We start from the raw sequence: 25,647 nt of genomic DNA, 5'->3' as shown, positions 1-25,647 counted from the left end.
TTTTTGGCCCGGCCGCGCCGGCCCTGGATTTGATCCGCCTCAAACCCGGTCGCAACCCCTTGGCGTCCCCAGGGGAAAGGCGCGCACGCTTCCCCCAACATTCGAGAGGGAGGTTCGCGATGGCCAAGACGCCACAGGGGTTCAAGACCCGGCTGGAGCCGCAGGACGAGTATCCGCACGATCCGGGCGACGCCAAGAACTACAACGAAAGCATGTACTTCAACGTCTTCGATCCGGTGAAGAAGACGGGCGGCTGGTTCCGGGTCGGCAACCGACCCAATGAGCACTACGCCGAGATGAGCGTCTGCCTCTATCTGCCGGACGGCCGGGTGGCCTTCATGTTCGCCCGCCCCACCATCGAGGGGAACAAGGAGCTGAACGCCGGCGGCCTGAAGGTCGAGGTGGTCACCCCCTTCAAGCACCTGCGGGTCACCTATTCCGGCAAGGTCCTGCTGCTAGAGCGGCCGCACGAGATGGCCGACCCGAAGAAGGCCTTCCGCGAAAACCCCACCGTCCCCTGCACCCTGACCCTCGACTATGAGGGCGTCTCGCCCATGTACGGCGGCGAGACGGTCAAGGCGGACGGCAGCCCCATCGAGATCGACCCCGAGAAGTCCTTCGCCAAGGCGCACTACGAACAGCACTGCGCGGCCAAGGGCGTCTTCACCGTCGGCGACGAGACCTTCGAGATCTCCGGCTACGGCCTGCGCGACAAGTCCTGGGGCCCGCGTCACTGGCAGGCCATCGAATGGTATCGCTGGTGCCCGATGAACTTCGGCCGCGACTTCGGGATGATGCTGTCGGTGATCGGCGACGGAAAGGGCGGCGCCCGCCAGGGCGGCATGGTGTTCCGCGACGGGATCTATGACCTGATCGAGGAATGCGTGATCGAGAGCGACTGGGATGACGCCGGCTACCAGACCGCCCTGCGCGCCCGAGTGAAGACCGAGGGCGGCAAGGAGTATCAGGTCACCGGCGAGGTCCTGTCCCTGATCCCCCTGCGCAACCGCCGCACGGCGCCCGATGGAACCGAACTCCAGACCCGCATCACTGAAGGCATGACCGAGTACCGCTGCGGCGACCTCGTCGGCTACGGCCTCAGCGAGTACCTGGACCAGATCATCGACGGCAAGCCGAACGGCAAGCAGGCCGGCTACTGATAGCCAAGCTGTTGATTTTGCTAAGGCCGGTCACGAAAGCGCAGATCGTCTCCACGACTCGCTTGCGCGACCGGCGAGGCCAGTCTATACGCCCGGCCTCCAGCGATGTTCCCCGATAGCTCAGCTGGTAGAGCAGTCGGCTGTTAACCGACTTGTCGCAGGTTCGAGTCCTGCTCGGGGAGCCATTCGTTTCGCGCCAATCCGTTGCGGCGCTTGGGTTTGCGGCTCGCCAGGCGGGGGTGAGCCCTAAACCAAACCCTCAAAGCGGCCCGTCCGATCTGCCGGCGGCGGATGGCGAGGCCTGAAACGAAAACAGGCCCCCAGCCGAAGCCGGGGGCCTTGAACTCTTGAGGATTGCTCAAGGGTTGGAGCGGAGCCGGTGGGCTCGACGCTGGGAACGTGTAAGCCCCGCTTACAAGTCCGGCGGACGTGTTAAGCGGACGGGGCTTTCGTTTACACGACTAGCTCCCCGGCAGGCGGATCGGCCACCACGTTCGAGGCTTCTGGGCGGCTGCATCCACGATGGCGACGACCCCGGCCCGCTTGGCGTCGCAGAGCTTCAACGCCTCGGCTTGGCGGATCGAGAAGGCCGCGAGGTCGCCCACCGTCAGCACTCCGTCAGTCGAAGGCCCGGCGCATTCAGCGCGGAACGTCTGCGGGACCGTCAGGGAGGCCGCTGGAGCCGTTCCCGCGCACGCTGGCAATCCCAGAAGCCCAAGCAGCCCGAAGGCCCTCAGGGAGCGGCGCAGAGGCGTCGGGAGCGGCTTGGACGGCTTGGACAGCATCGGAGGCCCTTTCGCGGATGATGGTCTGGGTGTGCTCGTAGTGGTCCACCTGGCGCACGGCTTCGGCGTTGTTCGCGGCCTGCTGGGTCGCGGCGGCCAGGGCGGCTCGCTGGCGGCCATTCTCGGCCTGGAGGTGGCGGACGTAGGCGAAGGCCCCAATAGCCGCCAAGAGGGCCGCCAGGAGCGCCCAGAGGCGCCAGGAGGCGAGAAAAGGCATCAGGCGACGCCCTTGGTCTTCTCGAAGGTCTTGAGGCCGTAGATCGCGCCCGAGAACGTCAGGACCTGGATCAGGTATCCGTCCGACAGGGGGTGGCCAGTCGCGGGGGCCAGGACCGTCGCATAGAGCACGGCCATGGGGCACGCGACCCAACCGAGCGCTGGGCGCCACAGCCGGTCGAACATCTGGTAGATCACGTTGGAGCGGATCGGGTGTTCGGGCAGGGCCATTTGAGGTTTCGGGGCAGTTTCGGGCTCAGCCATGACGGCCTCCTATGAGCGAGGGTGAAGCAGCCGGCGCATGACGCGCTTGCCGACGATGAGCAGGAACACCACCAGGACGCAGAGCGAGGCCACGACGAACCCGAGCATCTTGGCGACGAAGATCAGGCCGGAGACGAGCATGGGCCGATCCAGTGCAGGCCCGGCGGCCAGATGCGTTGGCAGATGCCGCACCAGGCGCGGGTGCGGGGGCCGAGGCGCAGCGTCACGAGGGCGTGCATCACGGGTAGTTGGCCCAGGGCAGTTGGAAGTGCGGCCCGTCCTTCAGAGATTTCCAGTCCCCGCCCCATTCGAGCGGGATGGCGAGTTCCTTCGCCGCGGCCTTCATCGCGCCGGCCAGCTTGGCGTAGAGCGGCCAGTCCCACCGGACCTCGCCCAGGACCAGGGCGGCCAAGTCCACCGCGTGGCCGGTGATGTGGCGTGACTTCATGGTCTGCGAGGCGCCGGCTGCGACGAGGGCGCGCTGCCGCTCGACGGTCCGCAGGCCCTCGGTAACGGTGAAATCGACGGGCGTGATCTCGATGGCGCGTTTGACCACGCGCACAAGGTCGGGGTGGACGCCCTCAAGGCGGGCGAGTGACTTGGCGCCGAGTGCGAAGGTCATGCGGTCTCCAGCATGTCAGGGGTGACGACGACCCGGCCGACCTGGCCGAACCGTTCATGGTAGGTGATGGCTTGGGCGGCGCGGTCTGCGATCCAGCCTCCGTAAGTCGCATAGGCGTCGCGCGCGGCCAGGGTTGGGTGCTGCACGACGGTCATGCCGGCGTGCTCCTTTTCTTCGGCGTGGTGGCGGTGGCCGCAGTGGGCGTATCGGCGCGTTGTCGCGCCCCAGACCTTCGGGAACTGCGCCGCGAACAGGCCGGGCAAGGCGTCGTTCTTGACCGTGTGGCCGTGGTGGAAACCCAGCATCACCTCGCCGTGCTGGACGACGTAGAATGGGATCTCGCTGTCATTGACGACCAGCCGGGGCTCGGCCTCGTAGAGCGCGCTGAACATGTGACGGAGCCACATGGCCGACGAGAGGTCATGGTTCCCGGCCACGATGACGAGATCAACGCGCTCATGGCGCATCAGAGCCAAGTCCACTACGCGCCGAATAACTCGGATCGCCGCCCGGACCATCTGCGAGAACCGTCCCGAGGCGTCGAGGATATGGCCGTGCGTCGGGGTGACCGGCGTCGGGCCGTCGGTGTGCAGGAAGTCGCCTTGGATGTTGACGATCCCGACCCTGGCGCGCGGCGCGCTGGCGACCATCTGGCCGAACGCTGCGAGCAGGGTCCTTTCGGCGATGTCGAGGCTCCAGTCTGCCCCGCCCTCAGCCGCCCAGGCGTACATGCCCAGGTGATAGTCGGTCACGGTGTAGAGGTTGGCGAGCGCCGCCATCGTCTGGGCCGGAGGCTCTATCGGGTCCAACCGAGGCAGGTCTTCCGCCATCGCCTCGGCGGCCTCTCGAAGCAGCTCGGCCCGGCGCTCATGGTCCGCCGTGGACTTGACCCATTGGCCGCGCACGGCGCCGTCGCGGTCGTAGAAGGTCGAGACCCCCTTGACTTTGAACCCGTCCGGCACGGGGCGGCGCATGTCGTGGTCCGGAGCGTAGCCCTGGAGCGCCGCCCGCTTCCTCACCGCCTTCAGCGACTGGTGGAAGCGGTTTTTGTTGACCCCCAACGCTGCGGAGGCCGCTCTCGCTCCGCCGTACTGATTGACCGCCTCTAGGAGCTCCCTCTGCCTCGGCGTTGCGTACTCGAACAGGGCTTCGTCAATCTTGAGGGGCGAGTGCATCAACCGTTCTCCGGCTCTGCGTCCATCGTCGCCGGCGGCGGCCGCGCCTTCTTCCGACGCTTGGGAAATGGCCGGCCGGTCTCTTCGGCCCAGGCTGCGCGTTGGCGGTGATACGCCCGCTGCAGCCACTCAGCGGTCGACCTGAAGATCGCCTCGCGGCTCACCTCAGTCCTCGCCGGCTCGCCGCCTGGCCGGCGGCCGCATCATGAGGGATTTGATCGAGTGCTGGATCTCGTCGAACTTCTTCGACGTGTCCGCGCTGACCTCTGAGAAGCGCTCGCCCAAGTGCTTGACCTCCAGGGCCAGCAACTGGAGCGCCCCGTCCGTTGTCTCGATCTTGGCGACCTTGCGCTCCACCTCGGCGAGGCGCTGGTTCTTCGCCCCCTCGCGGAAGGCGTAGGTGATGACGTGCAGCCCCAGGCCGCACAGGGCGACACCGGCGCCAATCATGGAAGCCCAGTTGGCGAAGGTCATCCGGCGCCTCCCAGAGAAGCGCTCAGGGCAAAGGCCAGTGCCGCGCCGAAGGCCGCTCCCCTGATGCCTTCGATGAAGGCGTTCAGCCGACCGTCCTCGGCCTCGCCACGAGCCGCCAGGACATCGACCCTATGCGCGTAGAAGACCGCGAGCCCGGTCGCGACCAAGGCATAAGAGGCAAGGTGCAGCACAAGCGCTGAAGAGGCCGCGCCCGCGTAGTGCATGACCGCCGCGATAGCCGCCGGCCAGGCGTGGCGCATCAGAGCTCGAGCCACCTGTCCGGGGCCGCGGGGCGTGGTGGAGCCGCCCACCTTCCAGGGGAGCGATCGATAGCCGATCCAGACCAGCGCCATCGAGACTGGCGTGAGGTCGCGAGAGAGCGCCCACAAGACCACGCCGGCCAGGAGCACCAGGCCGAAGGCAAGGGACCGACGCCCTGCGCCCCCCACGGTCCGGTCGGCCCAAGCGAACAGGGGAATGAGCGCCCAGGCGGCGACCGCCAGCGCGTGGATATGCGGCACGGCCGCCTCCTTCGATTGTGGGTGGGGCAGTTCGTCAGAGGATCGCCGCGGCGGCGCGGAACAGGTCGTCGACCTGTTCAGACGTCCAGCCGAGGGCGTCGGTCATTTCGATCAGGATCGAATGATCGCGATGGAGCTCGCTCACCTCGGTCCAGTAGATCTGAACCTCGCGCGAGGCGCTGGCGACGGCCGCCTCCACATCTTCGAGCAGGCCGGCGGCGTTCAGCGCGAGCTTTGCCTGCATCCGACTGACCGGCAAGATTGGCGTCGGCGGCATCGGCTCGAAGGTCGGATGGGCGACGATCACGCCGTCTTCGAGGGTCAGGCCGTGGCTCGCCACTCGCTTGCCAGCCGGCGCATCAGCCATGGCGACCTCTTGGATGCAGAACCGCGCTCGGGTCTCCGCGTCATAGGCCTGGGCCTGCCCAGCCGGATGGTTGACCTCAAAGGGCGCTCGGTCGCCCACTGGAGTGAAACTCCAGGCCACCTCCTGCTCGTCGGCGACAATGACCCACCAGGTCGTCGCTGGGCCGGCCGGGGGGATGGCGATGGGCAGGCCGGAGGCGTCAAGCGTCGCAAGGATCTTTGTGGTCACGGCGAGCTCCTAGATGTGGGTGTAGCCGGCCGGCGGCGCATAGGTGCAGCCGGAGGGGCCGAGATTGACCTGGGCTGCGGGCCCGAACTGGAACGCGATCAGCGGCCACAGGGTGGTCGGGCCGCTGGTCCAGCTCAGCGTCGCCGCAAGGGTGTTGTTCTGGTAGATGCGAAGCGTCTTGCTATCGACATCGAGGGCAAAGCCCAGCACGTCGCCGTTCGCCACCGCGGCGCCACTCCACCCCCCGCCCCACGAAGCCCCCGTCCAGCCGGCGTCGGCCCACAGGCTCGGCGTGGTGGTGTAAATGCCGGCGTTGGCGCCGGAATAGCCGCCATAGCTGGCGGACGTGGCCACGTCGTCGGCGATCCCGAACAGCCCGTGCGAGCCCTGTTTGACCACCTCCCAGTACCACTTGCCTTGCGTCTTCGGCGCGTCCAGCCACGCGAAGCAGGTGTCGGCGAAGCCGCTCAGGGCATAGCCGGCGGTGTTGGGCGTGATCGTGCCCGGACCGGCGCCAGTGGTCATCAACACTGGCTTGCGATAGCCGCCCAAGAGCATGCGGTTGCGCATCAGCATTGGATCAGCTCGGGTTCTTGGCGAAGTTGTAGCGGATCTTGGTCGAGCTCACGACGTCGAAGTCGATGTAGTCCTCGACCCCGGCGGCCGTGCTGGCCGTGGGCGCGCCACCCTCGCGCTTCCAGTTCGACCCGAAGGCCAAGGTCCGCCCGCCCGTGCCATCTTGCACCACCCTGATCCGGCCGGTCTGACCAGGCTTCGCGTTGGTCGGATTGCCCAGGGTGCGGTTGCCGCCGAGGGTGACGGTGGCGTTGACGAAGGTCGACATATCCACGGCGATGGTCGCGGCGTCGGTCAGCGTCACCTCGGCCAGGGCGTCATAGGTGTCACCCGGCGTCATCACCTGGGTCTTGGTGGTCCCGGTCCTCACCGCCGCCAGAGCGGCGGCCGTCACCGTGATAGTGCGGTCGGCCGTGAAATCGCCGCCGCCAGTAGCGAGGCCGGCGGCGGAAATCTGGCGGGTGCCGGGCACGCCCGTGCCCGAAGCAGTCAGGCTGATCGTCCAGTCCGTGAAGGTGCCCGAGCCCAGGGTCTGGCCCGTCGCCACCTGAACCGTCATCGCCCCGGTGCCGGAGTTGAAGGCGGTGATCACGCCCCACATGGCGGTAGTGGCGGGCGCCGAGGTCCGGGCGATGACCACGGACTGGCCGACCGAGTACGCCTTGCCGGTCTGGGCAAGGGTGAGCGAGATCGCGCCCGTGCCGATGGTAAGCGATGAGGTGGAAGTGGCGTTCGTGCCCGGCGCGCCGAGGGCGCTGGCGGCCGACGCGGCGGCGGCTGCAGCCTTGGTGACCACGTTCGCCGCGATTGCCACGATCTGAGCGAGCGCCGGCACGAAGCGGGTGCGGTGGCCGCCGTTGTCCAGGCCGGTCGAGGCGTTGCTGTCGTCGGTGACGGTCGAGCCGTCACCGCCAACGGCCGGGTCGAAATAGACGCTCGCCATCAGAGCAGCTCCTTCACTTCCCAAGCGGTCTTCAGGAGGCCGACGTAGGGATATTCGACGGGGGAAAGTTCGCGCAGACGGCCCAGGAATTGCCGGCGCAAGGCATGGGACACGTCGTCAGGGTCGTGGACGTAGAACACCTCGCCGTCGACGCCCATCTGGCGCTGAATCTCGAAGGCGTAGGACATGCCCTCGGTCTCGCTCATGTACTCAGTCGAGAACCGGGCGACCCGAAAGGGGGTGCGGCGGTCGAAATACTCGGCGCCGCTGATCGCCGCCTGGATCTCGGTCGTGGTCTCCCAGGCGATGGACGTCGCCCCGTAGAGGGCGTTCACCTGACTCTGCCAGGCCGCGCCCATGAACACCCGGCCGATCTGGATGAAGCCGTCCGAGTTGGCGGCGTCCTTGAGCTCGACCCGCCAGTAGCGGGCGCTCACCGTGTTGGGCAGGATCAGACCCCTGGTGGGCGTGACCCCGATCCGCTCGGCGTCGGTGTAGCGGCCGCCCCAGAAGTTGGTCGAGGGCCACTCCAGGCTGAGGGTCGTGTAAACCGCCGGCCAGACGTCAAGCCAGCCGCTGTCGTACAGCACGCCCGTCGAGAAGCCCGGATCGCTCCCGCCTACCACCCGAAACTGCGCCGACAGCTGCATCGAGTGGTTCACGAGGCCGACGATCCGCACCGGCTTCGAGACGCCGTGATCGACGGTGAACAGCGTATTGGCGAAGGTCAGGTTGGTGGTCCTGGCGACCTTGCCCAGCGCACGCGCCTTCAGGTTCGACAGGGGCAAAGTCCCAACCCACGAGCCGCCGCCCAGAGTGGCGGCGTCAATGAGGTTGCCGTAGCCGAGCATGACGTTCGCCAAGGCTCACCCCCATAAGGTCAGGACGGCCCGGCGGTCGCCGAGCTCGAAGCGGATGCCGATGATGCGGAACAGCTTCCCGGCGTTGAGGCCGAAGCGGCTGATGGTCACGTTCACCACCTGGAGCAGCCACAGGCCGTTCTGGGTGGCGAAGTCGATGTGGACCGGGATTTCCAGGATATCCCGGCGCACCTTGTAGAGGGCGAGCACCCGGGACGCCTCGGCCGCCGCCGCGGTGTCGTCGGTGAGCGGACTGTCCCTCGTGATCTCACCCGCCATCAGAAACTGCGTCTTGATGCTGGCGTCGGCGGCCGATGACGCGCGCCAAGTGTCCTGCAGCCGCGCCCGTTCGGCCGCGGTGACGGATGAGGCGAGGTCGGTGGGCTGGGCCCGGCCGAGCTTTGAGTGATTGATCGTCGCCCGCCAGATCGGGATGCCCGCATCCTTGGCCGGCTGGCGCTCGATGGACAGCATGTCCAGCTTCTGGATGGTCGTCACCGGCGAGCCGCTGGGGGCCGTCAGGATGCCCATCCTGATCGCCCCGGTCTGGTCATAGCCGTAGTAGCCGCCGACGCCGCCCACGACGAAATCCAGGGCCTGGGCGATGGTCGTGTCGTCCGAGACGAAGATGCCGCAGACCGCGGAGTTCGCGGTGTCCATCGCCGTGACGTCGCTCGCCGAGATCAGGCCTCCAAGGCCGGCGTCGGTAAGGATGGCCTTGGCGATCTGCGCAGCCGTCCGGGCGGCTGCGTTCGCGCCCTGGGTGACGTCGGCGGTGACGAGACCCGCCGGCGTCGAGCCGAGGCGGAAGTAGCCCTCCGCGAGGCAGGTTGCAAAGGTCCCGGCCGTGACCGTGGCCGCCTGCAGGAGCGCGCTGGTCCCGTAGTCCGAGCCTGGCGTGAGGGCGAGGCCCCGATCATAGGCGGTGATCGACTGCACGGCGCCGTCGCAGACCTGATAGGTCAGCTTCGAGGTGTTCACCAGGAACGGCTCGATGGAGCGCACCAGGCCATAGACCTTGGGCTTCCGCTTCCCCTTGATGTCGGTGGGCGTCCCCTCCAGGCCATTCGGCAAGGAGTTCGTGCCGGCGAACAGGTTCTGCAGGGCCGGCTTGTCGAGCACGAACTGGCGGTCGCGGAGCCGGATCACCAGTTGCTTGTAGGTGGCCTCAGGCGCCTCGGCGGTGCCGACCATCACGGTCGTCCAGCCGCCGGGGTACGGCGAGCCGGGGTCGCCCGACCGGATGATGATGGGCCGGCCGTCGAAGCCGTAGCCGACCCAGGCGTCATAGGCGCCATCCACGTTGGCGATCACGATCTCGCCGGTGTCCAGTCGCGTGTCCCCGCTGGTGCGGCCGTAGCCGAACGCAGCGAGGCCCACGCTTCCCGGGTCGATCAGGCTGTCGTCGAAGGCGACGTTCGCGGGCGTGTCGCCCGACCCGGTCACGAGCCGGCCGTCCGCAAGGTAGAACGTCTGGAGGGTGCCGGCGGCGTCGATGGCCGCCGTCAGTTCGATGGCCATCATTGCCGCGCGAGCTTCCTAATCTGCGCCTCGCCGTTGGCGGCGAGCGCGTCCAGCTTGTCCAGGGTCTGCTTGGCGGCCGCGCTCCCGAGGGTGTTGGACGCCCTCATCTCCGTCAGGATTTGGCGCAGGAGGTCTTTGGTCTCCTGATCCGAGCCCTGATTGATCGAGGCGCGCACCCCCAGCCGGCCGTTGACATTGGCGAGCGGGAGGATGCCCTCGGGCCCGGCTTCGCCCGCGACGCCGCTATCCCCGAGCGAGATCGGTCGGGTGACAACGGCGCCGGTCGCGTAGCCGGTGCGGCCTTCGGACTGGCCCTGCATGTCGTAGTGGGCCTTGGCGAACTGCTCCGCCGTCAGGCCCGCCGAATAGGCCCATGAGTACGGGCCGGTCCCTGCGAGGTAGTCCTGATAGGCGGCCGCCACGTCCGGGTTCGCCGACAGGTAGCCGGCGCCATTGAAGGTGCTCGCCGTGGCGGAGGTGGAGGTTGAAACCTCCAGCCGCGCCTGCGCCGCCTGAAGCGCCGCCGCCTGGGCCGCGAGAGCCCCGTTGAGGGCCTTCACGGCGTCGGCGACAGTCAGCGTGGCCGCTTTCACGTCCAGCAGCCCGGTCACCATCTTCTGGAGCTCGGTCAACTGGGCTTCAGCGTTGGCGACGGTGCGATCCGCGGTGTCCTGCGCCCCCTGTAGCGCCTCCTTCACGGCCGCGAGGTCGCGGAAGTAGGGCTCGGTTGAGGCGTAGTAGTCCTTCGAGGCCTCAAGATAGGCCTGGCTGACGTCCTGCAGTTGGCCGAGGGCCGTCTCGTCGCCGAGCTTGGCTCGGCGCGCCACGTCCTCGAAAGCCGACTTCGTGGAGGCATAGCGGTCCTCCGGGGACAGGCCCCCGAGGCCGCTGGTGTCCAGGCTTGCCCGGAACTTGCGCAGGCTGTCCGACAGGGCCGAGAAGCGCCCGATCAGGTCCTTCAGCGACTGCGACTGGGCGTCATAGGCGTCGGACAGGGACTGCCGCGCCTCGTCGACCTTCGTCGCAAGCGCGCCGCCGGCGCCGGCCATGCCCTTGAACAGGTTGTCCAGTTGCAGGCCTTCGAGGATACCGAGCTGCTTCGAGGCCTCCGCGAACTGATCGGCCGTGAGATAGCCGGCGTCCGCCAGACCCTTCAGGCTGTCCCGCTGCGCCTTCTGCGACGCGAGCAGCTGATCGAGCTCGGCCCCGCTTGGGTCGGTGATCGCCTTGATCTGGGCCACGATGTTGTCCGTGAAGCCCTGGGCGGCCTGGTAGTCCTGCAGGCTTTGAGCGATGGCGTCGAAGCCCTTGCCGGCCGCGAGCATGCTCTCGACCAGCTTCTTCTGGGCGTCAGAGGCGTAGGTCGCGCCTTGCAGGATGCCCTTCAGCGCGGTCTCGGCGGCCGCGGCCGCGTCGCCCACGGCCGAAGTCAGGGCTCGGCCATCCGACAGGATGATGTCGGTAGCGTCGCGGGTGCCGATATCGATGGACTTGACCGTGGTCGCGAGCTTGATGCCGGCGGCCTGCAGGATGGATTGCCCCTGCAGGATGCCGTTGGCCGCGGCCTGGGCCATCTGGGTAGTCTCGTCGGTGCGCTTGCTCCCCGAGATATCGAAGGTGTCACCGTTGAAGGTGGCCAGGGCGCCGTTGTTCGAGGGCTTGGACTTGAAAAGCGTGCCGACCGCCAGCGCGGCGATAGCTGCGATGGGCCCAAGGACGGCGGCGGACGATAGAAGCGTGGCGACACCAGCGCCCAAAGTTCCGGCGCCCAGGGCCGTGCCGACAGTTCCAGCCAGGGCGAGGTTGGCCGACGTGCCGGCAAACATCGTCCCCACGGCGGCGCCGCCAACCCCGAGCAGCATGTCGGCCGTCCCGTTGCCGGTGCCCAGGCCCGCGGCCTGGCCGATAGCCGTTCCGACCGACGTGGAGACGGACCCGGCGGCCTTGCCGAGGGACGAGACCACCAGGCCGAGGCCCTTGCTCAGGAGCCCGGTGGAGGTCTGCATCTTCTCGAAGGCGGCCTGCCAGTTGTTCAGCAGCGACCCGAGCAGGGACTTCCAGTTGGCCTTCCCCTCGACCACGATCTGCTCGAAGAAGTTCCTGAAGCTGTCCTTCATGCCGTCGAGGCTGGCGTTGAACGCCGCCTCGTCGTTTGTCATCGCTTCGCCCCAGGACTTGCTGGCCTGCGCGGCGATGTTGGACAGGCCATCCACGGACGCCACCTTGATCTCATCGATCATCCAGTGGGCCTTGGACATATCGGCTTCGACGATCCCATCGACCAGGTTGCCGTTGGCCGCGACGGCTTCCTTGACCGCCTTCGTGTGGTCCTTGAGCGCCTTGGTCGCCTTGGACGTGCCGGCCTCTTCCTTGATCCTGGCCTGCGCCACGCCGACGATGGAGGCGCTGAGGTCGGCGTACATCTTGGGCAGGCCCGCGACGGCCTTCTGATAGCCCTCGACGAACGCCACCCCCATGTCCTGACCCTTGAAGGCGGCGGAGATGGCGGCCCCTACCCCGCCCCAGGCCCCGACGATGGCGGAGATCGCCGCCTTCGTGGCGTTGAGCATGAACTGATAGGTCGCGCTCAGGGCCTTGTGCATCCACTCCAGTTGCGGCGCGAACTCGCGGGACAGGCTCTCGGCGACGTACTTGAAGGTCCCCTTCAGCACGTCACCCATCGTGACGCCCTTGTTCTTGACCTTCTCCATCTGCTTTTCGGTGAGCCCGAGGCCCTTGGTGAGGTCGCCGTTGGCCTTGTTGATCTCGTGGGTCGCGATCAGCAGGCCGCCGCCCAGCACGGCCGCCAGGGCCGCCGCGCCGGCCACGAAGGGCGCTATGGGGGCCACGGCGCCCCAGGCCTCGGCGGCCATGATCTTGAACGCCTCAGAAGCCGAGACGCCGCGCTGCGCCGCCAGGGACAGCGTGTCGGCGATCTGGGGGCCCTGCTGCACCAGGATCATGAGCGGGTTCATGCCCATCGCTGCGGTGACGCCGATGTCGGAGAACTGGCGCGAGAGGTTCAGCATCTCGTTCGCGGTCAGCTTCGCCGCGCCACGGCTCTTGTCGAGCGCGCCGGTCGCGGTCTGATACTCGCGCACGAAGTCGTTCTCGTGCCAGGCCGCGGCAACCCCCTCCCAGCCGGTGGCGATCTCGGTCTGGGCCTGCACGACCCGTGCGGTCTCGCGCACCATCTCGCTCATGGCAGCGTCAGCCTCGCGGACGGCCTGGCCCATTTCGGCGAGGCTGGAGGCCGCTCGGGCGCTGGAGCTACCAAGGCGGCCGGCTTGCGCTTCGGCCCGCCCACCGGCCGCCGCGACCCGCTCCAGGGCCGCGCTGGCGCCTTGGGCTTGGGTCGCGTCCACCTTGACGACCAGAGAGGCGATATCGGGCATCTCGTCTCCCTTCGCGGGCTATGAGGGTGGCGGCGTCGGCGCCGCTGGCGCCCTGGTCGGGCGGGTGAGGTAGATCTCGTCCAGCAGCAGGATCGCTCGGCGTTCCCAGGGTTCGAGGATCAGGCCCTCGTCTTCTTCCCAGAGGCGGATATCGAGGCGGGTTATGCGCCCCTCGCCGAACTCGGTCACAGGCCGGCCGCGACTGAGGTCGCTGAAGTAGCGCCAGACGTGCGCCGCCATCGGGGGGCACTTGGGCGCCTGGGCGAGCTCGGGCGGGATGATCCCGAACCGCTTCACCACCACCTCGAGGTGCTGGCGGAGCGTGGCGCCGTCGCTCTCCACGGCCCCGAGCTCGAACTCCGACTTCGCGAAGGCGATCAGTTCGGAGACGAGCGATTCATAAAATTGGCGAGGTTGTTCGATTGCCTCAGGATCTCCTGGGCAATGTCGGGGTTGCCCTCGCAAAGCTGCAGGGCGAGGTCAGGGGTGAAGGTCTCGTCGATGCCTTCCCAGCCCACGAGGCGCGAGGCGGCCAGTTGCTGGGCGAAGCGGATATCCTGCTCGATAGGCGTGAACTCTTCGCCCCGCGCGCCGCTGGTGGCGGCCCTCGCCTGATCCATGCGGCGGCGCTCGTTCACGAGGCGGTTCGTCACCTCCTGGGCGGCCCGAGCCTGGGCGCCGATGACGTGGAACTTGATCCCCGAGGACGAGCCGTCCGGGTAGCTGTACTCGAAGACGAAGGGGGTCTCGGAGTGCTGGCGGGCGTCCAGGGCCTTGAGCGAGATGCCGGTCTTGATGGGCATGGGGTAGCCTTCTGAAAAGGCGGACGGGTGCGACCCGCCCGTTAAGTTGGTGGGGGAGGTAAGGCTGTGTCGGCGCTTCTTCGGGCCGATCAGCGTCTAGCTTAGGTGAACAGGCTGTCCTGCACGCTGATGGTGGTTTGCAGGTCGGCCAGGGCCGCGCCGCCGTTGATGTTTTCCAGGGCGGTGAACGGCAGGGTCAGCATCAGGCCCTTCTCGCCATCGTCCTTCTCGGCGCCGCCGAACTTGATGCGGCTCATGACGAAGGCGGTGAAGGGCGGAGCCGCGGTGTTGTTCCCCGTCAGGACCACGGCCATCGAGGCTTCGGTCTCGTTCAGGAACAGGTCGCGGTAGGTGCCGTCGAGGAAGTAGACCTTGGCCTCGCCGGTGACGTCCAGGCCGCCTGGGAAGATGTCGGGAGCGACGTTCTTGCCGACCACGCCATCGGGGGCGGTGAAGGAGCCCTCGATATCGATCGACAGGCCGGTCACGAGCCCCACGGTCTGGCCCTGCAGCATGATCAGGCCGTTCACGCCCGCCAGGATCGAGCCGGTCGATGCCGCGGTCGGCGAGGTGAAGTAGGCGGAGGTGTTGGTCGTCATGTTCAGGCCCATGACGTTCCAGGCCACCCCGGCCATGTCGTTCGGGGTGATATCGAGCTTCGCGCCGGCGATCACACAGTCGGTGAACAGTTCGGACTGGCTGATGTCGCTGAAGAAGTGCTCGATGGTGTAGTAGTCGCGGGTCTGGGAGCCGGCGGCGGCCGGCGTCCAGGTCTTCTTGCCGACCAGAACGCAGGTGACGCTATCGCCCGCGGCCTTAGCGCCGACCGAGACACCATCTAGCGGCATGACGGTCATCACGGTCGCGGTCAGGGCCGTGATCAGCATGTAGTGGTTGTTGTTCGGCGTGCCGGTCGTGGCCCAGCCGGTCCAGTTGATCACGTCGCCGATCTTGAAGCCGTCCGTCAGGAACGAGCCGGCCGCGCGGGTGAAGGTGCCGGCCGGCGCCACGGTGACGGCGGCGGTCACGTTGGTCAGCGCGCCCGTGGTGGCGGCGGTCTGGACGTTCTGGCGCAGCAGGCTCTCGAAGAACGACTGGTAGCCGCCGACCGAAAGCTCGCCCTTGAGCTCGCCGCTCACCGAGCGGACGCCATGCCGGAAGTCCCGACGCTGCTGCGAGGGCAGGATTTCCTTGGAGCGGAAGGTCTGCTTCCCGAGGTCGAGGCCAGACTCGACGCGGCGCAGATATTGGCCGGTTGCAGCGCCGCCGGTGGCCGGCGTGCCGAGGGCGGACTGCTTCTTGAACGCGACTGTTTTACGGACGCCAACAGCAATGGGCATCGGTATCTCCGATCATGTCAGGGAGGTGGAGAGGCGGCCGTGGCGGGCCGTGGTCTAGGGCAGGACGTTCGCGAAGAACGGGACGCGGACGGGGACGAGAAAGCGGTCGTCCTCGACGATGGAGGGCAGGCGCTGGGCGGTGCCCTTGATCACGGTCGTGATCTTGCCGCTCACGAAGGATCGCCCGCGATAGAAGGTGGTGCGGAGCAGCTGGGCCCGCGTGATCGCGTCACCGGGCCCTGACTGCAGGGGGTAGTAGAGGGTCGACTGCAGAAACCCGACGTCGCGATAGAACCCGTCCATCGTGGGGTTCTCGGGCTCGCCGTAGAACAGCTGCACGCGCTGGAACGGCACGCCCTTGGTGGGGACGTAGAAGACGTTCTCCCAGGCGGTGTCGATCTTGGGCGTGATGGCGTCGAGGGCTTGCTCAAGCTGCTGGCGGACGATCAAAAGGCTCATCGCTGCACCTCCGCCGCCGCTCGATCCACGATGCCGTCGAACTCAGCGACGGTGATGCCCACCAGCCCGCCGGGCGCCTGGGGCGAGTGCCCCCGCTCCAGCGCCATCGCGTAGGGCAAGTTGTTCTGGATGTAGTGCACGCCCATCGCGGCCCGCCCGGGAACCTGATCGATGTCGTTGACCGCTGTCGCCCCGGTCGCCTCGGTGGAGGCGTGGTTCAGGGCGTTGAACGAATAGAACCAGTTGGCCCGGAAACGGCCGGTGTCCACCGGCGATCGGTAGATGAGCCGGCTCCCGATCTCCAGCACAACCTGGCGCACCACCTTGTCGGCGTTGTCCCCTGCCCGCTCGGCGAACTGGCGAAGGGCCATCTCGAACGGGCCGGGCATCAGGTCACCCCGCGGATGTTGCAGTCATAGTAGAGGGTCAGGCCGGCCGGAGCGATGATCGAGACCTGAGTGATCGTGTAGGACTGGCCGGTCGCCAAGGTCACGGTGTCGTCGAGCTGGGGGCCGGGCGCCAGGGTCGAGCCGTCCACCGTGACCGGCGAGATCCGAATGTTCCGGTCGCCAGACTGCACCAGGGAGCCGTCGATCCGCTGCAGGCCGCCTCGGCTCTTTTCCTTGTACTCGGACACCACGCCTGAGGTGATCTGCGTCACGGCGCCGGCGCCCGTCAGCTGGGACGTGGCCGGGTCATAGGTGCCCGCCGACTGGTGCACGAGCGTGATCTGCTGGCCCTTGCCGCCCGCCGCTTTCGGGGCGAGCAGCCGGGCCGCGAGAGCTTGGGCGCGAAGGTCATAGTCAGCCATCAGCGGGTCAGCCCCACGATGCCGTTGCCCCCGCTCTTGAGGTAGGGGCGCAGCATCATGTCGATGGAGCGATAGACGGTGAACTGAGGCGAGCCTCGGTCATACTCGACCTCGATCTCACCCACCTTCTCGCGGAGCACGCGGGAGGTCAGGTCGGACGCCAGGGCCCCGCCGGTCACATTGGTCAGCGCCAGGTCGGCGCAGGCCTGAATGACCTCGGTCGGAACAATGGTCGCCGAGACATAGGCGAGGTTCGTGCCTTGGAAGGTCGGCGTGTCGCGGATCGGGACCATGTAGCGCGGCCAGTCGAGGGCCTGCGTCGTGGTCTTGCGGGTGCCCGCCCAGCGGTGCCTGTAGGCCCCGAGCATGTAGCGGGTAGCCTTGCGCAGCGCCTGCTCCTTGGCGGCCGTGGCGAGGGCCGCCCAGGCCGTGTTGCCGCTATCGGAGTGGTAGGTGTCGGCCGCGGTGACGCTGCAGTAGCTTTCCGCGCCGGCCACCATCGAGCCGTCTTCAACGATCAGGGCCATCGGGCTTCTCCGGCTTGACTGTGGCGAAGGGCGGGCCGGTGTTAACGTCCCAGCGGGCGGCTATAGCGAGGGCTTCCAGGGGGGAGGCGCCAGCGCTGATGGCCCCGAGCGCGTAGTCCGAACCTGAGCCGATGGCGTAGAGCTCGGCCTCAATCGGGCCGCTTGCCCACAAGCTGTCGTCGTGGAGCAGCAGCGTTCCATCGGGACGCAGCACGAGGGCGCGAAGGTCGGGCTTGTCGCCCCTCCACGCCTCGGGGTCTCCGCCGGCCTTGAGCCACGCCAGGAACTTCTCGGGCTCGCCGACGACACCGGAGACGATACCCACGGCGGCCCCGTCAGGCAGGAGGTGCACCTTGCGCTTCCCGCCCGGCGTAGCGCAGCCGCGGCCGCCCCAGGCCCGCCCATCGCCCCAGAGCGCCCCCTGGGCGAAGAGGACGCAGCTCAAGCGCTATTCCTCGGTCCAGGCGATGCCGATATCGACGGCCCCGGCCACACCGGAGATGTTCGCGCTGTTGAAGTTGAGGGCGAACCACTCGTTCGCGCTCACCAGCAGCGGCGCCTTGTCGTTCTGCCAGGTGTACTGAAACACGAGGCGGTCGATGGAGCCGTTCGCAGCCGGCGCGAGGTTGAGGCGGCCCCCGTCGAAGACGGCGCCAGCGCCAGGCGTGGGCGCGCCCGAAGCGTAGTGCTGCAGGGTCGCGGCGGGGTTCGGATCGGTGCTGTCGGCCGCGCCAGGGGTCACAGTGGTAGGTGTGCCGCCGGTAGGGGCCGCCGTGCGCTTCGCCAGATAGACGCCGATGTTGGTCGCGGCGCTTGCGCTCCCGGAGATTGCCAGCGCCTTGAGGCGGATCGTCTTGCCGGCGGCCCCTCGCAGCAGCAGGAGGTCGCTGATCGCGGCCGCCGGCGCCAGGCCGTACATGAACGCGCGGTAGGTGTTGCGCTCCGGCTCGTTGTCGGCGGCGCCGATGAGGTAGGGCGTCGCGGCCTGCACCAGCAGCGCCCGGAACCCCTTGTTGATTGCGGCAATGGCTTGCATGTCTATCCCTCCAGGGGTTCGGGCGGGTGGCTTGTGGCTTAGGCGCCGGCGGCGGCTTCAGCGGCCTTGGCGTCACGCTCGGCGCGCGCCTTGGCGCGGATTTCCAGCAGGACAGCCTTGCTCGCAGCTGGGCTGTAGTCGACGCCCAGAGCCTCCAGGTCGGTGATGATCTCCGCCTTCGTCAGTTCGGAGGCGCCCCCGGTGGAGCCGGAGGCCTCGGCGGCATCGGTCGAGGCGGTGGTGAGCTCAGGCCCGCCGGTGGGGGCGTCCGTGCCGTCACCCTCGGGCGCGACGTAGAGCTCGTGGATCTCGGCGTTGAAGTCGGTCTCGTTGATCACGATGAAGCCGCCGGTCTCGGGGACATCGGAGACGATCTTCACGGTCGCGGGGGTGTCGTACATCTTGGGGGTCCGTGTTCTGTGGAACGGGGGGTTAGGTTCGCTCGAACCTGGGGGCGGGTTCGACAGAACCCGGTAGCGGCCCAGGCCGAAGCCCAGGCCGCTGAGGGTGCGCGGCGTTAGCCGAGCAGGAGCGCCGAGAACATCGGCGTGACGGTCTTGAAGCCCCAGGCGAGGTGGAGCTCCCAGGTCCGTTGGCCGTACTGGGCGATATCGAGCATCAGGTAGGTCATGCCGAACTGGTCGGTGATCGGCATCTGCGTGATGGTCGGGTTCGCCGGCATGAGCGGCGGACGCATCACGCCCACGATGGCGCCACGCTCGAAGGCGACGTTGGCGACATAGTTGTTACCCACGGTCACGGCTTGAGCCGAGGCCGGCAGGGCCTGGCGCAGGCCAGGTTCGGCCAGGGTGATGACGCCCGGAGCCGAGACGCCCGACGCGACGACGTACTTGTTGCTGTCGCCCGCGAAGGTCACGACGTCGCCGGCCACGATGGTGCCCGAGCCGGTGATCAGCGTGATCTGGGTCGCACCGATGGCATAACCCGCGGTGTTCGTGGTGTAGGAGGTGCCGGTGCCCTTCGTGTGGGTCGCGATACCCGCCGATTCAGTCGGCACGAAGCCGAACTGGCGGCCGAGTTCGCCAGTGCGGCGTTCCTGATCCGAACCCGCCTGATAGGCGTTGGTGATCACGCCCAGCTTGCGCATGGCGTTGCCGGCCGAGGTGTTGCCCACGAACTGAAGATCCGCGAGCGGAGCACCGTTGTCCTGCAGGATGGTGCGGGCATCGACCAGGGGATCGAGGGCGGTCGCGAACGGGTTGGTGCCGGCGGTGCCGGCGGCCCGGGACGCGCCGACCTTGATGGCCAGGGCGCAGTCGATTTCCGCTTCGTTGCGCAGGGTGCGCATCCCCTGGGCGACCAGCTGGCCGGCCCACTCTTCAACGCCGGCACCGTTCTCAATCGAGCGCATTTGCTCGCCGGTCAGATGCCAGTCGACCTTCCGCGACTTGGTGATAGTCACGCCGACGTTGGCCGCCGAAGAATCGCCGCCGGTTAACGGGACGTTCGAGGGGGTGAAGTCGGAGGCCGCGCGGATCGGAGCGACGGGGACAGTGACAGTGTCCCCCTTGGCGACGCCCTTGTCGTTGAAGCGGGCGTCGATGGCTGCAACGCAGCCGAAGGGTTCATTCGCCACCATGCGGGCAGAGCTGAACAGGGTGGGGGCGATAGCCGTAAGCACATTGGGCATCGTGCGTGCCTTTCCGTTTGATGCTGGGTCGGGTGAGGGGTCTTGAGGGGGTCATCCGACCCAGCGCCGCCGCCCATCCGGGCCGCGCGGAACGCTCGAATTTGGTGGGCTAGGCCCTAGTCGATGACTTTGAAGCCATCGGCCATCTTGGCGGCGCGCTCGGCGCCCGAGAGCTTTTCAAAGTCAGCCGCCCTGATGGTTTTGACGCCGGAACCCTGGGGGGTTCGGTTCTGCGAGCCGCCGCCGCCCTGCACGTCACCCTTCAGGATGTGGTCCCGGTTCGGGTAGGCATCGACCATCATTTCGAGGGCTTCCTCGAAGTCGGCCGGCGAGCCAGGGTTGATGCGGCTGAACATCTTGTTGCCGGACGGATCGAAGGCGACCACGCGCCCTTCCTCCAGCTTGAAGCGGGCACCGAAGTAGGCCTCCACGAGGTCGACCGGGATCGCCAGCTTGTCCGCGACGAACTTCGAGCGGGCGAAGGCGCCGCCGACCTTCTCGCGGTGCAGTTCGCCCATCAGGCGGTCGCGCTCGGCGACCACGGGTTCGAACTGCGCCTTGACCGCGGTGATCGCCTCGTCCTTCACGCGCTGGACTTCGCCGGCGTCGACCAGCTTCTTCTGATCGAGGTTCGCCAGGGTCTCCAGGGCGCGACGAGCGGCGGCGGGGTCTTCGATGCCGGTGTAGGCCTGCAGCTTGCCCTCGGCGGCCTCCTTGGCCTGCCGATGGCCCGCGGCCTCCTGGGTCAACTCGCGGACCCGGTTGTAGAGATGCGCGCCATCGAGCGCGAACTCCTTGCCGTCATCAGCCACGTAGACCGGCTTGCCGTTGTCGAGGACTACAGCGCCGTTCTCGTCGATCTTGAGCTTCATGGGTCAGGCTTTCTCCGGCATCCGCCGGGTTGGGCGGCCATCAGGCCGAGCGCCCCGCTCATCCGAGCAGCGGGCATGGAAGAGCCCCGAAGCGCAGGCCTCGGGGCTTGTGGAAGGCGTGAAAGGGGCTGGGCCCCTAGTAGAGGATGCGGGTCTCGCCCCTGGCGAAGCAGGGGGCGCAGATCAGCTGCTTCTGGCCGCCGCGGGGCTTCCCGTTGCGGAGCTCGACGCCGATCTTGATCTCAAGGACGGCCGCGCTGGTGCAGTGGGGACACCGCACGAGGCTGGGGGGCCGGGGTTGCTTGCGCAGGCGCTTGAGCGTGCCCTCGACGGGCGTCTCAGGCGCCGGGGTGCCGTCGATCACGGCGAAGCGTCGCGGGGGCGGCTTGCTCACCGGAGGACGATATGCCCCGCCCTCCCCTATTCCAAGCCCGCTCGCCGGAAGGCTGCAGCATCTCGCGAACGCAGCTGGGCCAGGGTGAGGGTCTTGCCGGCGTGGTCGACGAACCGATCCAGGGTCAGGCCGCCGCGCCGGAACAGGGCGCCCCGCTTTGGCCCCAGGATATCGTCTTGGATCTCGGCCGACTGACCCTTCAGCCATTGGCTGTAGGACTTCGGCTCGAAGGGCGTCACGCCGGGGATGGGCGCGATCTGGGGGCGCATGACGCTCCGGCAATTCGGGTGAGCCGGCGGCCGTGGCCCGCTGGTGAGCGGGAACACCTTCTCCGACCGGGCCATGCAGATATCCGAGGTGCGCGCGTCGAGGGTCGAGGTCCAGATGACCCCGGTGATCACGTCGGCGTTCGCCTCGAACACCTGCTGATGCGCCACGTTGGCGACGTGGGTGATCGCCGTCCGCACCATCGTCTCGGCCGAGCGCCGCGAGGTCTCTAGCGCCCCGTCGCGGTACTTCGCGGCCCTGGTCCCGCGGATCTCCCGCACCATCTGGTCGATGGTCTGGCCTTCCACGACCCCTTGGCGGATGATCTCACGCACCCGGCGGGCCTGGCCCTCTTCCGCGTCCTTCAGCCAGTCCTTGAGCACGCGCCCCGAGAACGGGCGGGCTCGCGCGGCCGCGATGACCTGGGTCAGCGACGGCCGGCCGGACATGATCTCAACCCGCGTGGCGCCGGCGGCCTGGGCGAGCCGGGTGCCGAAGTCGAGCTCGTTCTCCGCCAGGGCGTCGAGATCAGCCAGCAGGCGCTGGTCGATGGCCTGCCAGCCCTGGGCCTCGATGCGCCGCAACTCTTCCAGGGTCTGTTCCAGGCGCGCCCGGTTGAGGTCGGTCAGGTCGGCCGCGGTGAGCCGGGCCAGGATGCTTTCCTCCACCCGCCTCACCAGGGCCAGGACGCGCCGGACCACGGCATTGCTGTACCGGTTCAACGCGATCCGATGGTGGACCGCGAGGTCGTGGATCGCCTCGGGACTGGCGGGCATCAGGCGGCCTCTTTCTCAGGCTCCGGCGGTTCGGCCTTCTCTTCAGGGTCGGCCGGGTCGTCATCCACCTCCGCCAGAGCAGGGCCTTCAGCCGCGACGGCTTCAGCCTCTTCCTCGGGGTCGATGTCCGCTGACAGGGTGCCGCGGCGCTGCAGTTCCTTGATCGCGGTCGGCTTGGAGATCAGGCCGCCTTGCTGGAGGGACAGGACCAGCTGGGCGGAGGCGTCGCTCAGGAGCGCGGCCCCAAAGTCCTTGAACAGCGTGACCTTGCCGCCCTCGTCTTTCTTGACGTAGGCGGCCGTGAACTTGAGCGCGGTGTCGAGGGCGTCCTCGAACCCCTCGGTGATGCGCTGCAGGTCCGACTTGTTGGCCTCGGCGTCGTTGGCGTCCTCGGTGGCCGTGCGGCTCCCGGGCTTCTTCACCAGCAGTTCGGCGCCGCACTGAAGCATCTGGTCTTCGAGGGCCGACAGGCTGTCCTTGCCCTCCTTGATCGAAGACCCCTGTAGTTCGCACCATTGGACCTTGGCGTCGGGGTTCGAGGACTTGATTGCCGTCGAGGCCCCGATGGGAATGTCGTCGGTGTCAGCGAAGCCGGTCGCGACGAGGATCGGGACACACGCGCAATGCTCGATGTTGTCCTGATCGCTCTGCTTCTGCCAGTGCTTGACGTTCAGGTGGGCGAGGTCGATGAGCGGGCTCTCCGCGTCCATGAAGCCCTTCCGGGCGCCATAGAGCGGCACGAAGGTGATCTCTTCGACGCCGGACAGGCCGCTCTCGGTCCTCTTCCACTCGGCCTCCCCCTCGACGCCGGCGGCCTTCTCCTGCTTCTCCCAGATTTCCCAGGATCCAGGGCGCAGGACGCGCACGCGCTCAACGATCTTCGTGCCCCACTCGCCGTCCGCGACCTCGGCGGGCTCGGCGAGGCGCAGCATGGTCAAGCGGGTGCGCCCCTCGACCTGTTCAACCCGCCAGCCCAAGATCTGATTGTGACGGACCCGCACCCAGTACGGGCGGCGGCCCTCGGCCTGCTGCTGGGCCTTGGTCTGCACCTTGCCAGGCTCGGCCACCGGCGGCGCATCAACGAGGATGCCCGCCAGCCCATAGGCCAGGGCCTCCGCCAGCATCTCGGCGGCGAAGGTGTGCAGGTTCACGCCCTCGCGGTCGATGTCGTTGGCCCACTCGACGATCTCGGGCGGGGTTTCGTCCGACAGGGTGATCGGCTTGGAGAACGGCTTCGAGGCCAGGACGCGAACCGTGCGCTTCAGCGCGGGGAACAGGGTGGCGGCGTCCTTGCGGCGGGTCCAGGCGGTGGCGTCCTCGCTCGGGAAGCGGGGCAGCAGCCGCTCGCCGGCCTCGCGCATCGCCAGGGTGCCGCCCATCAGGGGCTCGATCACGTTCCAGGCCGGGACGAGCTTCATCACGGCCCCGGACCGCTCAAACACCTTCGTCGACATGAGCACTCCGTCAGATGGCTAGGGCGGTGATCGAGGTCGTGTGGACAGGCCCGAGAGCGAGCTCGTTGAAGGCGTCGGCGAAGGCGTCGACCTGGTCGTCATTCGCGCCGGCTGGGAAGGTGCAGACCTCATCGAGGAAGGGCTCGATCCACGCGTCCTTGGCGGGGTCGCCGGTCGCCAGGATTTTGATGTTGCCGGCCTCAGCCTGGGCCGCGGCTGGCGTGGCCCGCGTCTCCTTGTCGCCGGTGGGGGCGACAATGCTGAGCTCGTAGCCCGCCAGCTTAAGGGCCAGGGATTGTGCGTAGGCCTTGCCGGCGGCGCCGGGGTCTTGAGGTAGCCGGACCCTGCAGCGACGGCCGTCCTGCGATGCTGTGTTCAGGATCAGGCGCTCGACGCCGGCGGGGCCCAGCTGCTCGCGGATCGAGTTCTCGACGTAGAACAAGCCGTCTCGACCATCCCGACTCATCAGGACGCCTGCGGTCGGGTCGCCACCGCCCTCGGTCGCGCCGATGTCCCAGGCCCTGGTCTTGCGCGTGGCGGTGACCGGGAGCGCGAACACGACCTCGAACCAGTGGCGCTTGAAGAGGCCGCCCTCGCGCGGCGCAGGGCGCTGCTGATACTGGCCTGCCCAGGCGTAGGAGCCCTTGGCCCGCTTCAGTTCCTCGACCGTCTCGCGCGGGAAGCGCTCGGGGAACAGGAGTTCCCCGTCTTTCTCCCGAGGATCCTCGAAGAGCACGGCCGGGTTGCCGTCGTTCGCCGGCCGGAGGACCGTGACGCAGCGCCTGGCCGGTTCGAACTCCATGGGGAGCTCGAGGTGGACGTAGCCAAGCTCCTTGGCGACCGCGGCGCAGTCCTTGGCGTGCAGGCGCTGCATGATCAGGATGATCGCGTCCCGGGTGGGATCGTTCATCCGGTCGGAGATGGCCTCGCGCATGATCCGCACGGCGGCGGCGCGCTGCACATCGCTCTCCGCCGACTCGGTGTCGTGCGGGTCGTCGATCTTGACCCGGTTCGCGCGGCCGCCGGTCATCTTCGAGAACGGGCGGGCTTCGCTGAAGCCGCTCGCGGTGTTGACGAACTTGCCCTTGGCGTTCTGGTCGTCGCGGAGCGTGAGCGGCCACAGGGCTTGGAACTTCTCGCTCGTCACGAGGTCGCGGAGCTTCTGGTTGTCGCGGAAGCAGTTGACCTGGCTGTAGGAGGTCGCCAGCACCTGAACGTGCGGCATCCCCTTCGGGCCCCACTCCCAGGCCGTCCAGAACACCAGCAGCAGGGATTTCATCATCCCCGGCGGCACGGTGATCAGCAGGCGCCGAATGTGGCCGGCGGTGACGGCTTCAAGGTGGTCGCACATCGCCCGCAAGGCCCAACCTGTGCGGAAGGGCGCGACAGGCTCCAGCACATGCCAGAACTCGCGGATGAACCCGTGCAGCGTCCGACAGTTCGCCAGGATCTGGTCGCGCTCGGTCTGCGTCCGCCGAGCCTCGTGGCGACGGCGCTGCTCCTGCAGGAGCGCCAGGTAGGTTTCGGCCTGGGCCCGAGGCAGGCGTCGGCCTCCAGGGAGCTCAACCCATGAGGTCGCACCCTGAACAGCGGGAGCGGCCATCAGTCCTCGCTCGGCTTCTGCGCCTCCATCTGGGCGATGGCGGCGGCGACCTGATCATCGCTCATGGATGCGAACTCGTGGTGGAGCACATGGTGCTGGGGCGGAAGCGTCTTGGGCGCCATCCGGCCAATCGAGAACTTGACCGCCTCCAGGTAGCCCTTGGCGCCGGAGGCATCGACCTTCTTGCCGTTGACCGTTCCGCCGATGGCCGCCGCTCGGTTCACGACCAGCGCGTCCTCCTGCAGATAGTCGGATCGGCCCTCGCACGCGCGCGCGTACTGTTGGCGCCTCTCATCATCGGCGTGGAGCCACTTGTCCGTCGAAGGCGTGTCGAGGCCTAGCTTGCCGCACGCTGAACGGAGGCTGAGGCCGTTCCAGATGTGGTCGAGCAGGGGGTCGAGGTCTTCCGGCTTAGGCCTGCGCTTTCCGCTGGCTGTGGCCTCGCTCATAGTGTGCGCCTCCTGGGTCGGATTGCGGCCTAGCCCTATTGAGACGGGGCGCCTTCTTCCTGCTGTTCGCTTGGCGCGAAGTGGTCGCCGCTGGG

Annotated in this window: 32 protein-coding genes and 1 tRNA gene; 2 read left to right on the top strand and 31 right to left on the bottom strand. The window is 67.9% G+C overall.

Features of this window, described 5'->3' with window-relative positions:
- Positions 1–119: 119 nt before the first annotated feature.
- Both ACFQ27_RS04190 and ACFQ27_RS04185 read left to right on the top strand, forming a co-directional pair.
- The gene (locus ACFQ27_RS04190) at positions 120–1,160 is read left to right on the top strand and encodes a DUF7064 domain-containing protein (RefSeq protein ID WP_377352719.1); all 1,041 of its coding nucleotides are present in this window, start codon (positions 120–122) and stop codon (positions 1,158–1,160) included.
- Between the two features lie 109 nt (positions 1,161–1,269).
- Positions 1,270–1,345, top strand: a tRNA-Asn gene (locus ACFQ27_RS04185).
- A gap of 276 nt (positions 1,346–1,621) precedes the next feature.
- Here the strand turns inward: ACFQ27_RS04185 and ACFQ27_RS04180 are convergent.
- The 31 genes from ACFQ27_RS04180 to ACFQ27_RS04030 all read right to left on the bottom strand — a co-directional run bounded on the left by ACFQ27_RS04180 (position 1,622) and on the right by ACFQ27_RS04030 (position 25,552).
- Entirely contained in the window at positions 1,622–1,765 is a 144-nt protein-coding gene (locus tag ACFQ27_RS04180) for a hypothetical protein (protein WP_377352718.1), read from the bottom strand.
- A gap of 34 nt (positions 1,766–1,799) precedes the next feature.
- Positions 1,800–2,162: a hypothetical protein gene (locus ACFQ27_RS04175; RefSeq protein WP_377352717.1), complete on the bottom strand. Its 363-nt coding sequence runs from the start codon at positions 2,160–2,162 to the stop codon at positions 1,800–1,802.
- Positions 2,162–2,425: a hypothetical protein gene (locus ACFQ27_RS04170; protein ID WP_377352716.1), complete on the bottom strand. Its 264-nt coding sequence runs from the start codon at positions 2,423–2,425 to the stop codon at positions 2,162–2,164. The genes ACFQ27_RS04175 and ACFQ27_RS04170 overlap by 1 nt, the downstream gene beginning before the upstream one ends.
- 9 nt (positions 2,426–2,434) lie before the next feature.
- Complete coding sequence (locus ACFQ27_RS04165; protein WP_377352714.1) at positions 2,435–2,566, bottom strand: hypothetical protein; 132 nt, start codon at positions 2,564–2,566, stop codon at positions 2,435–2,437.
- Positions 2,567–2,663: 97 nt separating this feature from the next.
- Positions 2,664–3,047, bottom strand: a complete 384-nt coding sequence (locus ACFQ27_RS04160) for a M15 family metallopeptidase (protein ID WP_377352712.1) — start codon at positions 3,045–3,047, stop codon at positions 2,664–2,666.
- The gene (locus tag ACFQ27_RS04155; RefSeq protein ID WP_377352710.1) at positions 3,044–4,222 is read right to left on the bottom strand and encodes a hypothetical protein; all 1,179 of its coding nucleotides are present in this window, start codon (positions 4,220–4,222) and stop codon (positions 3,044–3,046) included. The genes ACFQ27_RS04160 and ACFQ27_RS04155 overlap by 4 nt, the downstream gene beginning before the upstream one ends.
- A 165-nt stretch (positions 4,223–4,387) precedes the next feature.
- Positions 4,388–4,696 carry a hypothetical protein gene (locus tag ACFQ27_RS04150; protein WP_377352707.1) on the bottom strand — a complete coding sequence of 103 codons (309 nt, stop codon included), beginning with the start codon at positions 4,694–4,696 and terminating at the stop codon, positions 4,388–4,390.
- Positions 4,693–5,217: a hypothetical protein gene (locus ACFQ27_RS04145; protein WP_377352705.1), complete on the bottom strand. Its 525-nt coding sequence runs from the start codon at positions 5,215–5,217 to the stop codon at positions 4,693–4,695. Before ACFQ27_RS04145 ends, ACFQ27_RS04150 begins: the two co-directional genes overlap by 4 nt.
- A gap of 34 nt (positions 5,218–5,251) precedes the next feature.
- Positions 5,252–5,812 (bottom strand): hypothetical protein, encoded by a 561-nt coding sequence (locus ACFQ27_RS04140; RefSeq protein WP_377352704.1) that lies wholly within the window; start codon positions 5,810–5,812, stop codon positions 5,252–5,254.
- 9 nt (positions 5,813–5,821) lie between these two features.
- Positions 5,822–6,388, bottom strand: a complete 567-nt coding sequence (locus ACFQ27_RS04135; RefSeq protein ID WP_377352702.1) for a hypothetical protein — start codon at positions 6,386–6,388, stop codon at positions 5,822–5,824.
- Between the two features lie 4 nt (positions 6,389–6,392).
- Positions 6,393–7,331: a hypothetical protein gene (locus tag ACFQ27_RS04130; RefSeq protein ID WP_377352700.1), complete on the bottom strand. Its 939-nt coding sequence runs from the start codon at positions 7,329–7,331 to the stop codon at positions 6,393–6,395.
- A complete protein-coding gene (locus ACFQ27_RS04125; RefSeq protein WP_377352698.1) occupies positions 7,331–8,182 on the bottom strand; it encodes a hypothetical protein in 852 nt (283 codons plus the stop codon). The genes ACFQ27_RS04130 and ACFQ27_RS04125 overlap by 1 nt, the downstream gene beginning before the upstream one ends.
- A gap of 15 nt (positions 8,183–8,197) precedes the next feature.
- Positions 8,198–9,712 carry a hypothetical protein gene (locus ACFQ27_RS04120; RefSeq protein WP_377352696.1) on the bottom strand — a complete coding sequence of 505 codons (1,515 nt, stop codon included), beginning with the start codon at positions 9,710–9,712 and terminating at the stop codon, positions 8,198–8,200.
- On the bottom strand, positions 9,712–13,110 hold the full coding sequence (locus ACFQ27_RS04115) for a phage tail length tape measure family protein (RefSeq protein WP_377352694.1): 3,399 nt from the start codon (positions 13,108–13,110) through the stop codon (positions 9,712–9,714). Before ACFQ27_RS04115 ends, ACFQ27_RS04120 begins: the two co-directional genes overlap by 1 nt.
- A gap of 18 nt (positions 13,111–13,128) precedes the next feature.
- Positions 13,129–13,452 (bottom strand): phage tail assembly chaperone, encoded by a 324-nt coding sequence (locus ACFQ27_RS04110; RefSeq protein ID WP_377352693.1) that lies wholly within the window; start codon positions 13,450–13,452, stop codon positions 13,129–13,131.
- Positions 13,453–13,487: 35 nt separating this feature from the next.
- On the bottom strand, positions 13,488–13,913 hold the full coding sequence (locus ACFQ27_RS04105; RefSeq protein ID WP_377352691.1) for a hypothetical protein: 426 nt from the start codon (positions 13,911–13,913) through the stop codon (positions 13,488–13,490).
- Positions 13,914–14,014: 101 nt separating this feature from the next.
- Positions 14,015–15,253, bottom strand: a complete 1,239-nt coding sequence (locus ACFQ27_RS04100) for a phage tail tube protein (protein ID WP_377352689.1) — start codon at positions 15,251–15,253, stop codon at positions 14,015–14,017.
- A gap of 54 nt (positions 15,254–15,307) precedes the next feature.
- Positions 15,308–15,712: a phage tail terminator-like protein gene (locus ACFQ27_RS04095; protein WP_377352688.1), complete on the bottom strand. Its 405-nt coding sequence runs from the start codon at positions 15,710–15,712 to the stop codon at positions 15,308–15,310.
- A complete protein-coding gene (locus ACFQ27_RS04090; RefSeq protein ID WP_377352686.1) occupies positions 15,709–16,101 on the bottom strand; it encodes a hypothetical protein in 393 nt (130 codons plus the stop codon). The genes ACFQ27_RS04095 and ACFQ27_RS04090 overlap by 4 nt, the downstream gene beginning before the upstream one ends.
- Positions 16,101–16,523 carry a hypothetical protein gene (locus ACFQ27_RS04085; RefSeq protein ID WP_377352685.1) on the bottom strand — a complete coding sequence of 141 codons (423 nt, stop codon included), beginning with the start codon at positions 16,521–16,523 and terminating at the stop codon, positions 16,101–16,103. Before ACFQ27_RS04085 ends, ACFQ27_RS04090 begins: the two co-directional genes overlap by 1 nt.
- Positions 16,523–17,050 carry a DnaT-like ssDNA-binding protein gene (locus ACFQ27_RS04080; protein WP_377352683.1) on the bottom strand — a complete coding sequence of 176 codons (528 nt, stop codon included), beginning with the start codon at positions 17,048–17,050 and terminating at the stop codon, positions 16,523–16,525. Before ACFQ27_RS04080 ends, ACFQ27_RS04085 begins: the two co-directional genes overlap by 1 nt.
- Complete coding sequence (locus ACFQ27_RS04075; protein ID WP_377352681.1) at positions 17,034–17,495, bottom strand: hypothetical protein; 462 nt, start codon at positions 17,493–17,495, stop codon at positions 17,034–17,036. Before ACFQ27_RS04075 ends, ACFQ27_RS04080 begins: the two co-directional genes overlap by 17 nt.
- A gap of 3 nt (positions 17,496–17,498) precedes the next feature.
- Positions 17,499–18,086, bottom strand: coding sequence for a hypothetical protein (locus ACFQ27_RS04070; protein WP_377352680.1), 588 nt, complete (start codon positions 18,084–18,086; stop codon positions 17,499–17,501).
- 38 nt (positions 18,087–18,124) lie between these two features.
- The gene (locus ACFQ27_RS04065) at positions 18,125–18,487 is read right to left on the bottom strand and encodes a hypothetical protein (protein ID WP_377352678.1); all 363 of its coding nucleotides are present in this window, start codon (positions 18,485–18,487) and stop codon (positions 18,125–18,127) included.
- Positions 18,488–18,603: 116 nt separating this feature from the next.
- A complete protein-coding gene (locus ACFQ27_RS04060) occupies positions 18,604–19,737 on the bottom strand; it encodes a hypothetical protein (protein ID WP_377352677.1) in 1,134 nt (377 codons plus the stop codon).
- Positions 19,738–19,853: 116 nt separating this feature from the next.
- On the bottom strand, positions 19,854–20,609 hold the full coding sequence (locus ACFQ27_RS04055) for a DUF6651 domain-containing protein (protein ID WP_377352675.1): 756 nt from the start codon (positions 20,607–20,609) through the stop codon (positions 19,854–19,856).
- A 136-nt stretch (positions 20,610–20,745) separates the two neighbouring features.
- Positions 20,746–21,003, bottom strand: a complete 258-nt coding sequence (locus tag ACFQ27_RS04050) for a hypothetical protein (protein ID WP_377352674.1) — start codon at positions 21,001–21,003, stop codon at positions 20,746–20,748.
- Between the two features lie 26 nt (positions 21,004–21,029).
- Positions 21,030–22,046 carry a minor capsid protein gene (locus ACFQ27_RS04045; protein ID WP_377352673.1) on the bottom strand — a complete coding sequence of 339 codons (1,017 nt, stop codon included), beginning with the start codon at positions 22,044–22,046 and terminating at the stop codon, positions 21,030–21,032.
- Positions 22,046–23,500 carry a DUF4055 domain-containing protein gene (locus tag ACFQ27_RS04040; protein ID WP_377352671.1) on the bottom strand — a complete coding sequence of 485 codons (1,455 nt, stop codon included), beginning with the start codon at positions 23,498–23,500 and terminating at the stop codon, positions 22,046–22,048. The genes ACFQ27_RS04045 and ACFQ27_RS04040 overlap by 1 nt, the downstream gene beginning before the upstream one ends.
- A gap of 10 nt (positions 23,501–23,510) precedes the next feature.
- Positions 23,511–25,103 carry a phage terminase large subunit gene (gene terL, locus ACFQ27_RS04035; protein WP_377352670.1) on the bottom strand — a complete coding sequence of 531 codons (1,593 nt, stop codon included), beginning with the start codon at positions 25,101–25,103 and terminating at the stop codon, positions 23,511–23,513.
- Entirely contained in the window at positions 25,103–25,552 is a 450-nt protein-coding gene (locus ACFQ27_RS04030; RefSeq protein ID WP_377352668.1) for a terminase small subunit-like protein, read from the bottom strand. Before ACFQ27_RS04030 ends, terL begins: the two co-directional genes overlap by 1 nt.
- Positions 25,553–25,647 lie beyond the last annotated feature (95 nt).

Origin of the sequence: Phenylobacterium conjunctum (genome assembly GCF_042679085.1) — a bacterium.
Classification (GTDB): Bacteria; Pseudomonadota; Alphaproteobacteria; order Caulobacterales; family Caulobacteraceae; genus Phenylobacterium; species Phenylobacterium conjunctum.
The sequence above is the reverse complement of the archived record's forward strand: the minus strand, read 5'-3'. Positions and strand labels throughout refer to the sequence as shown.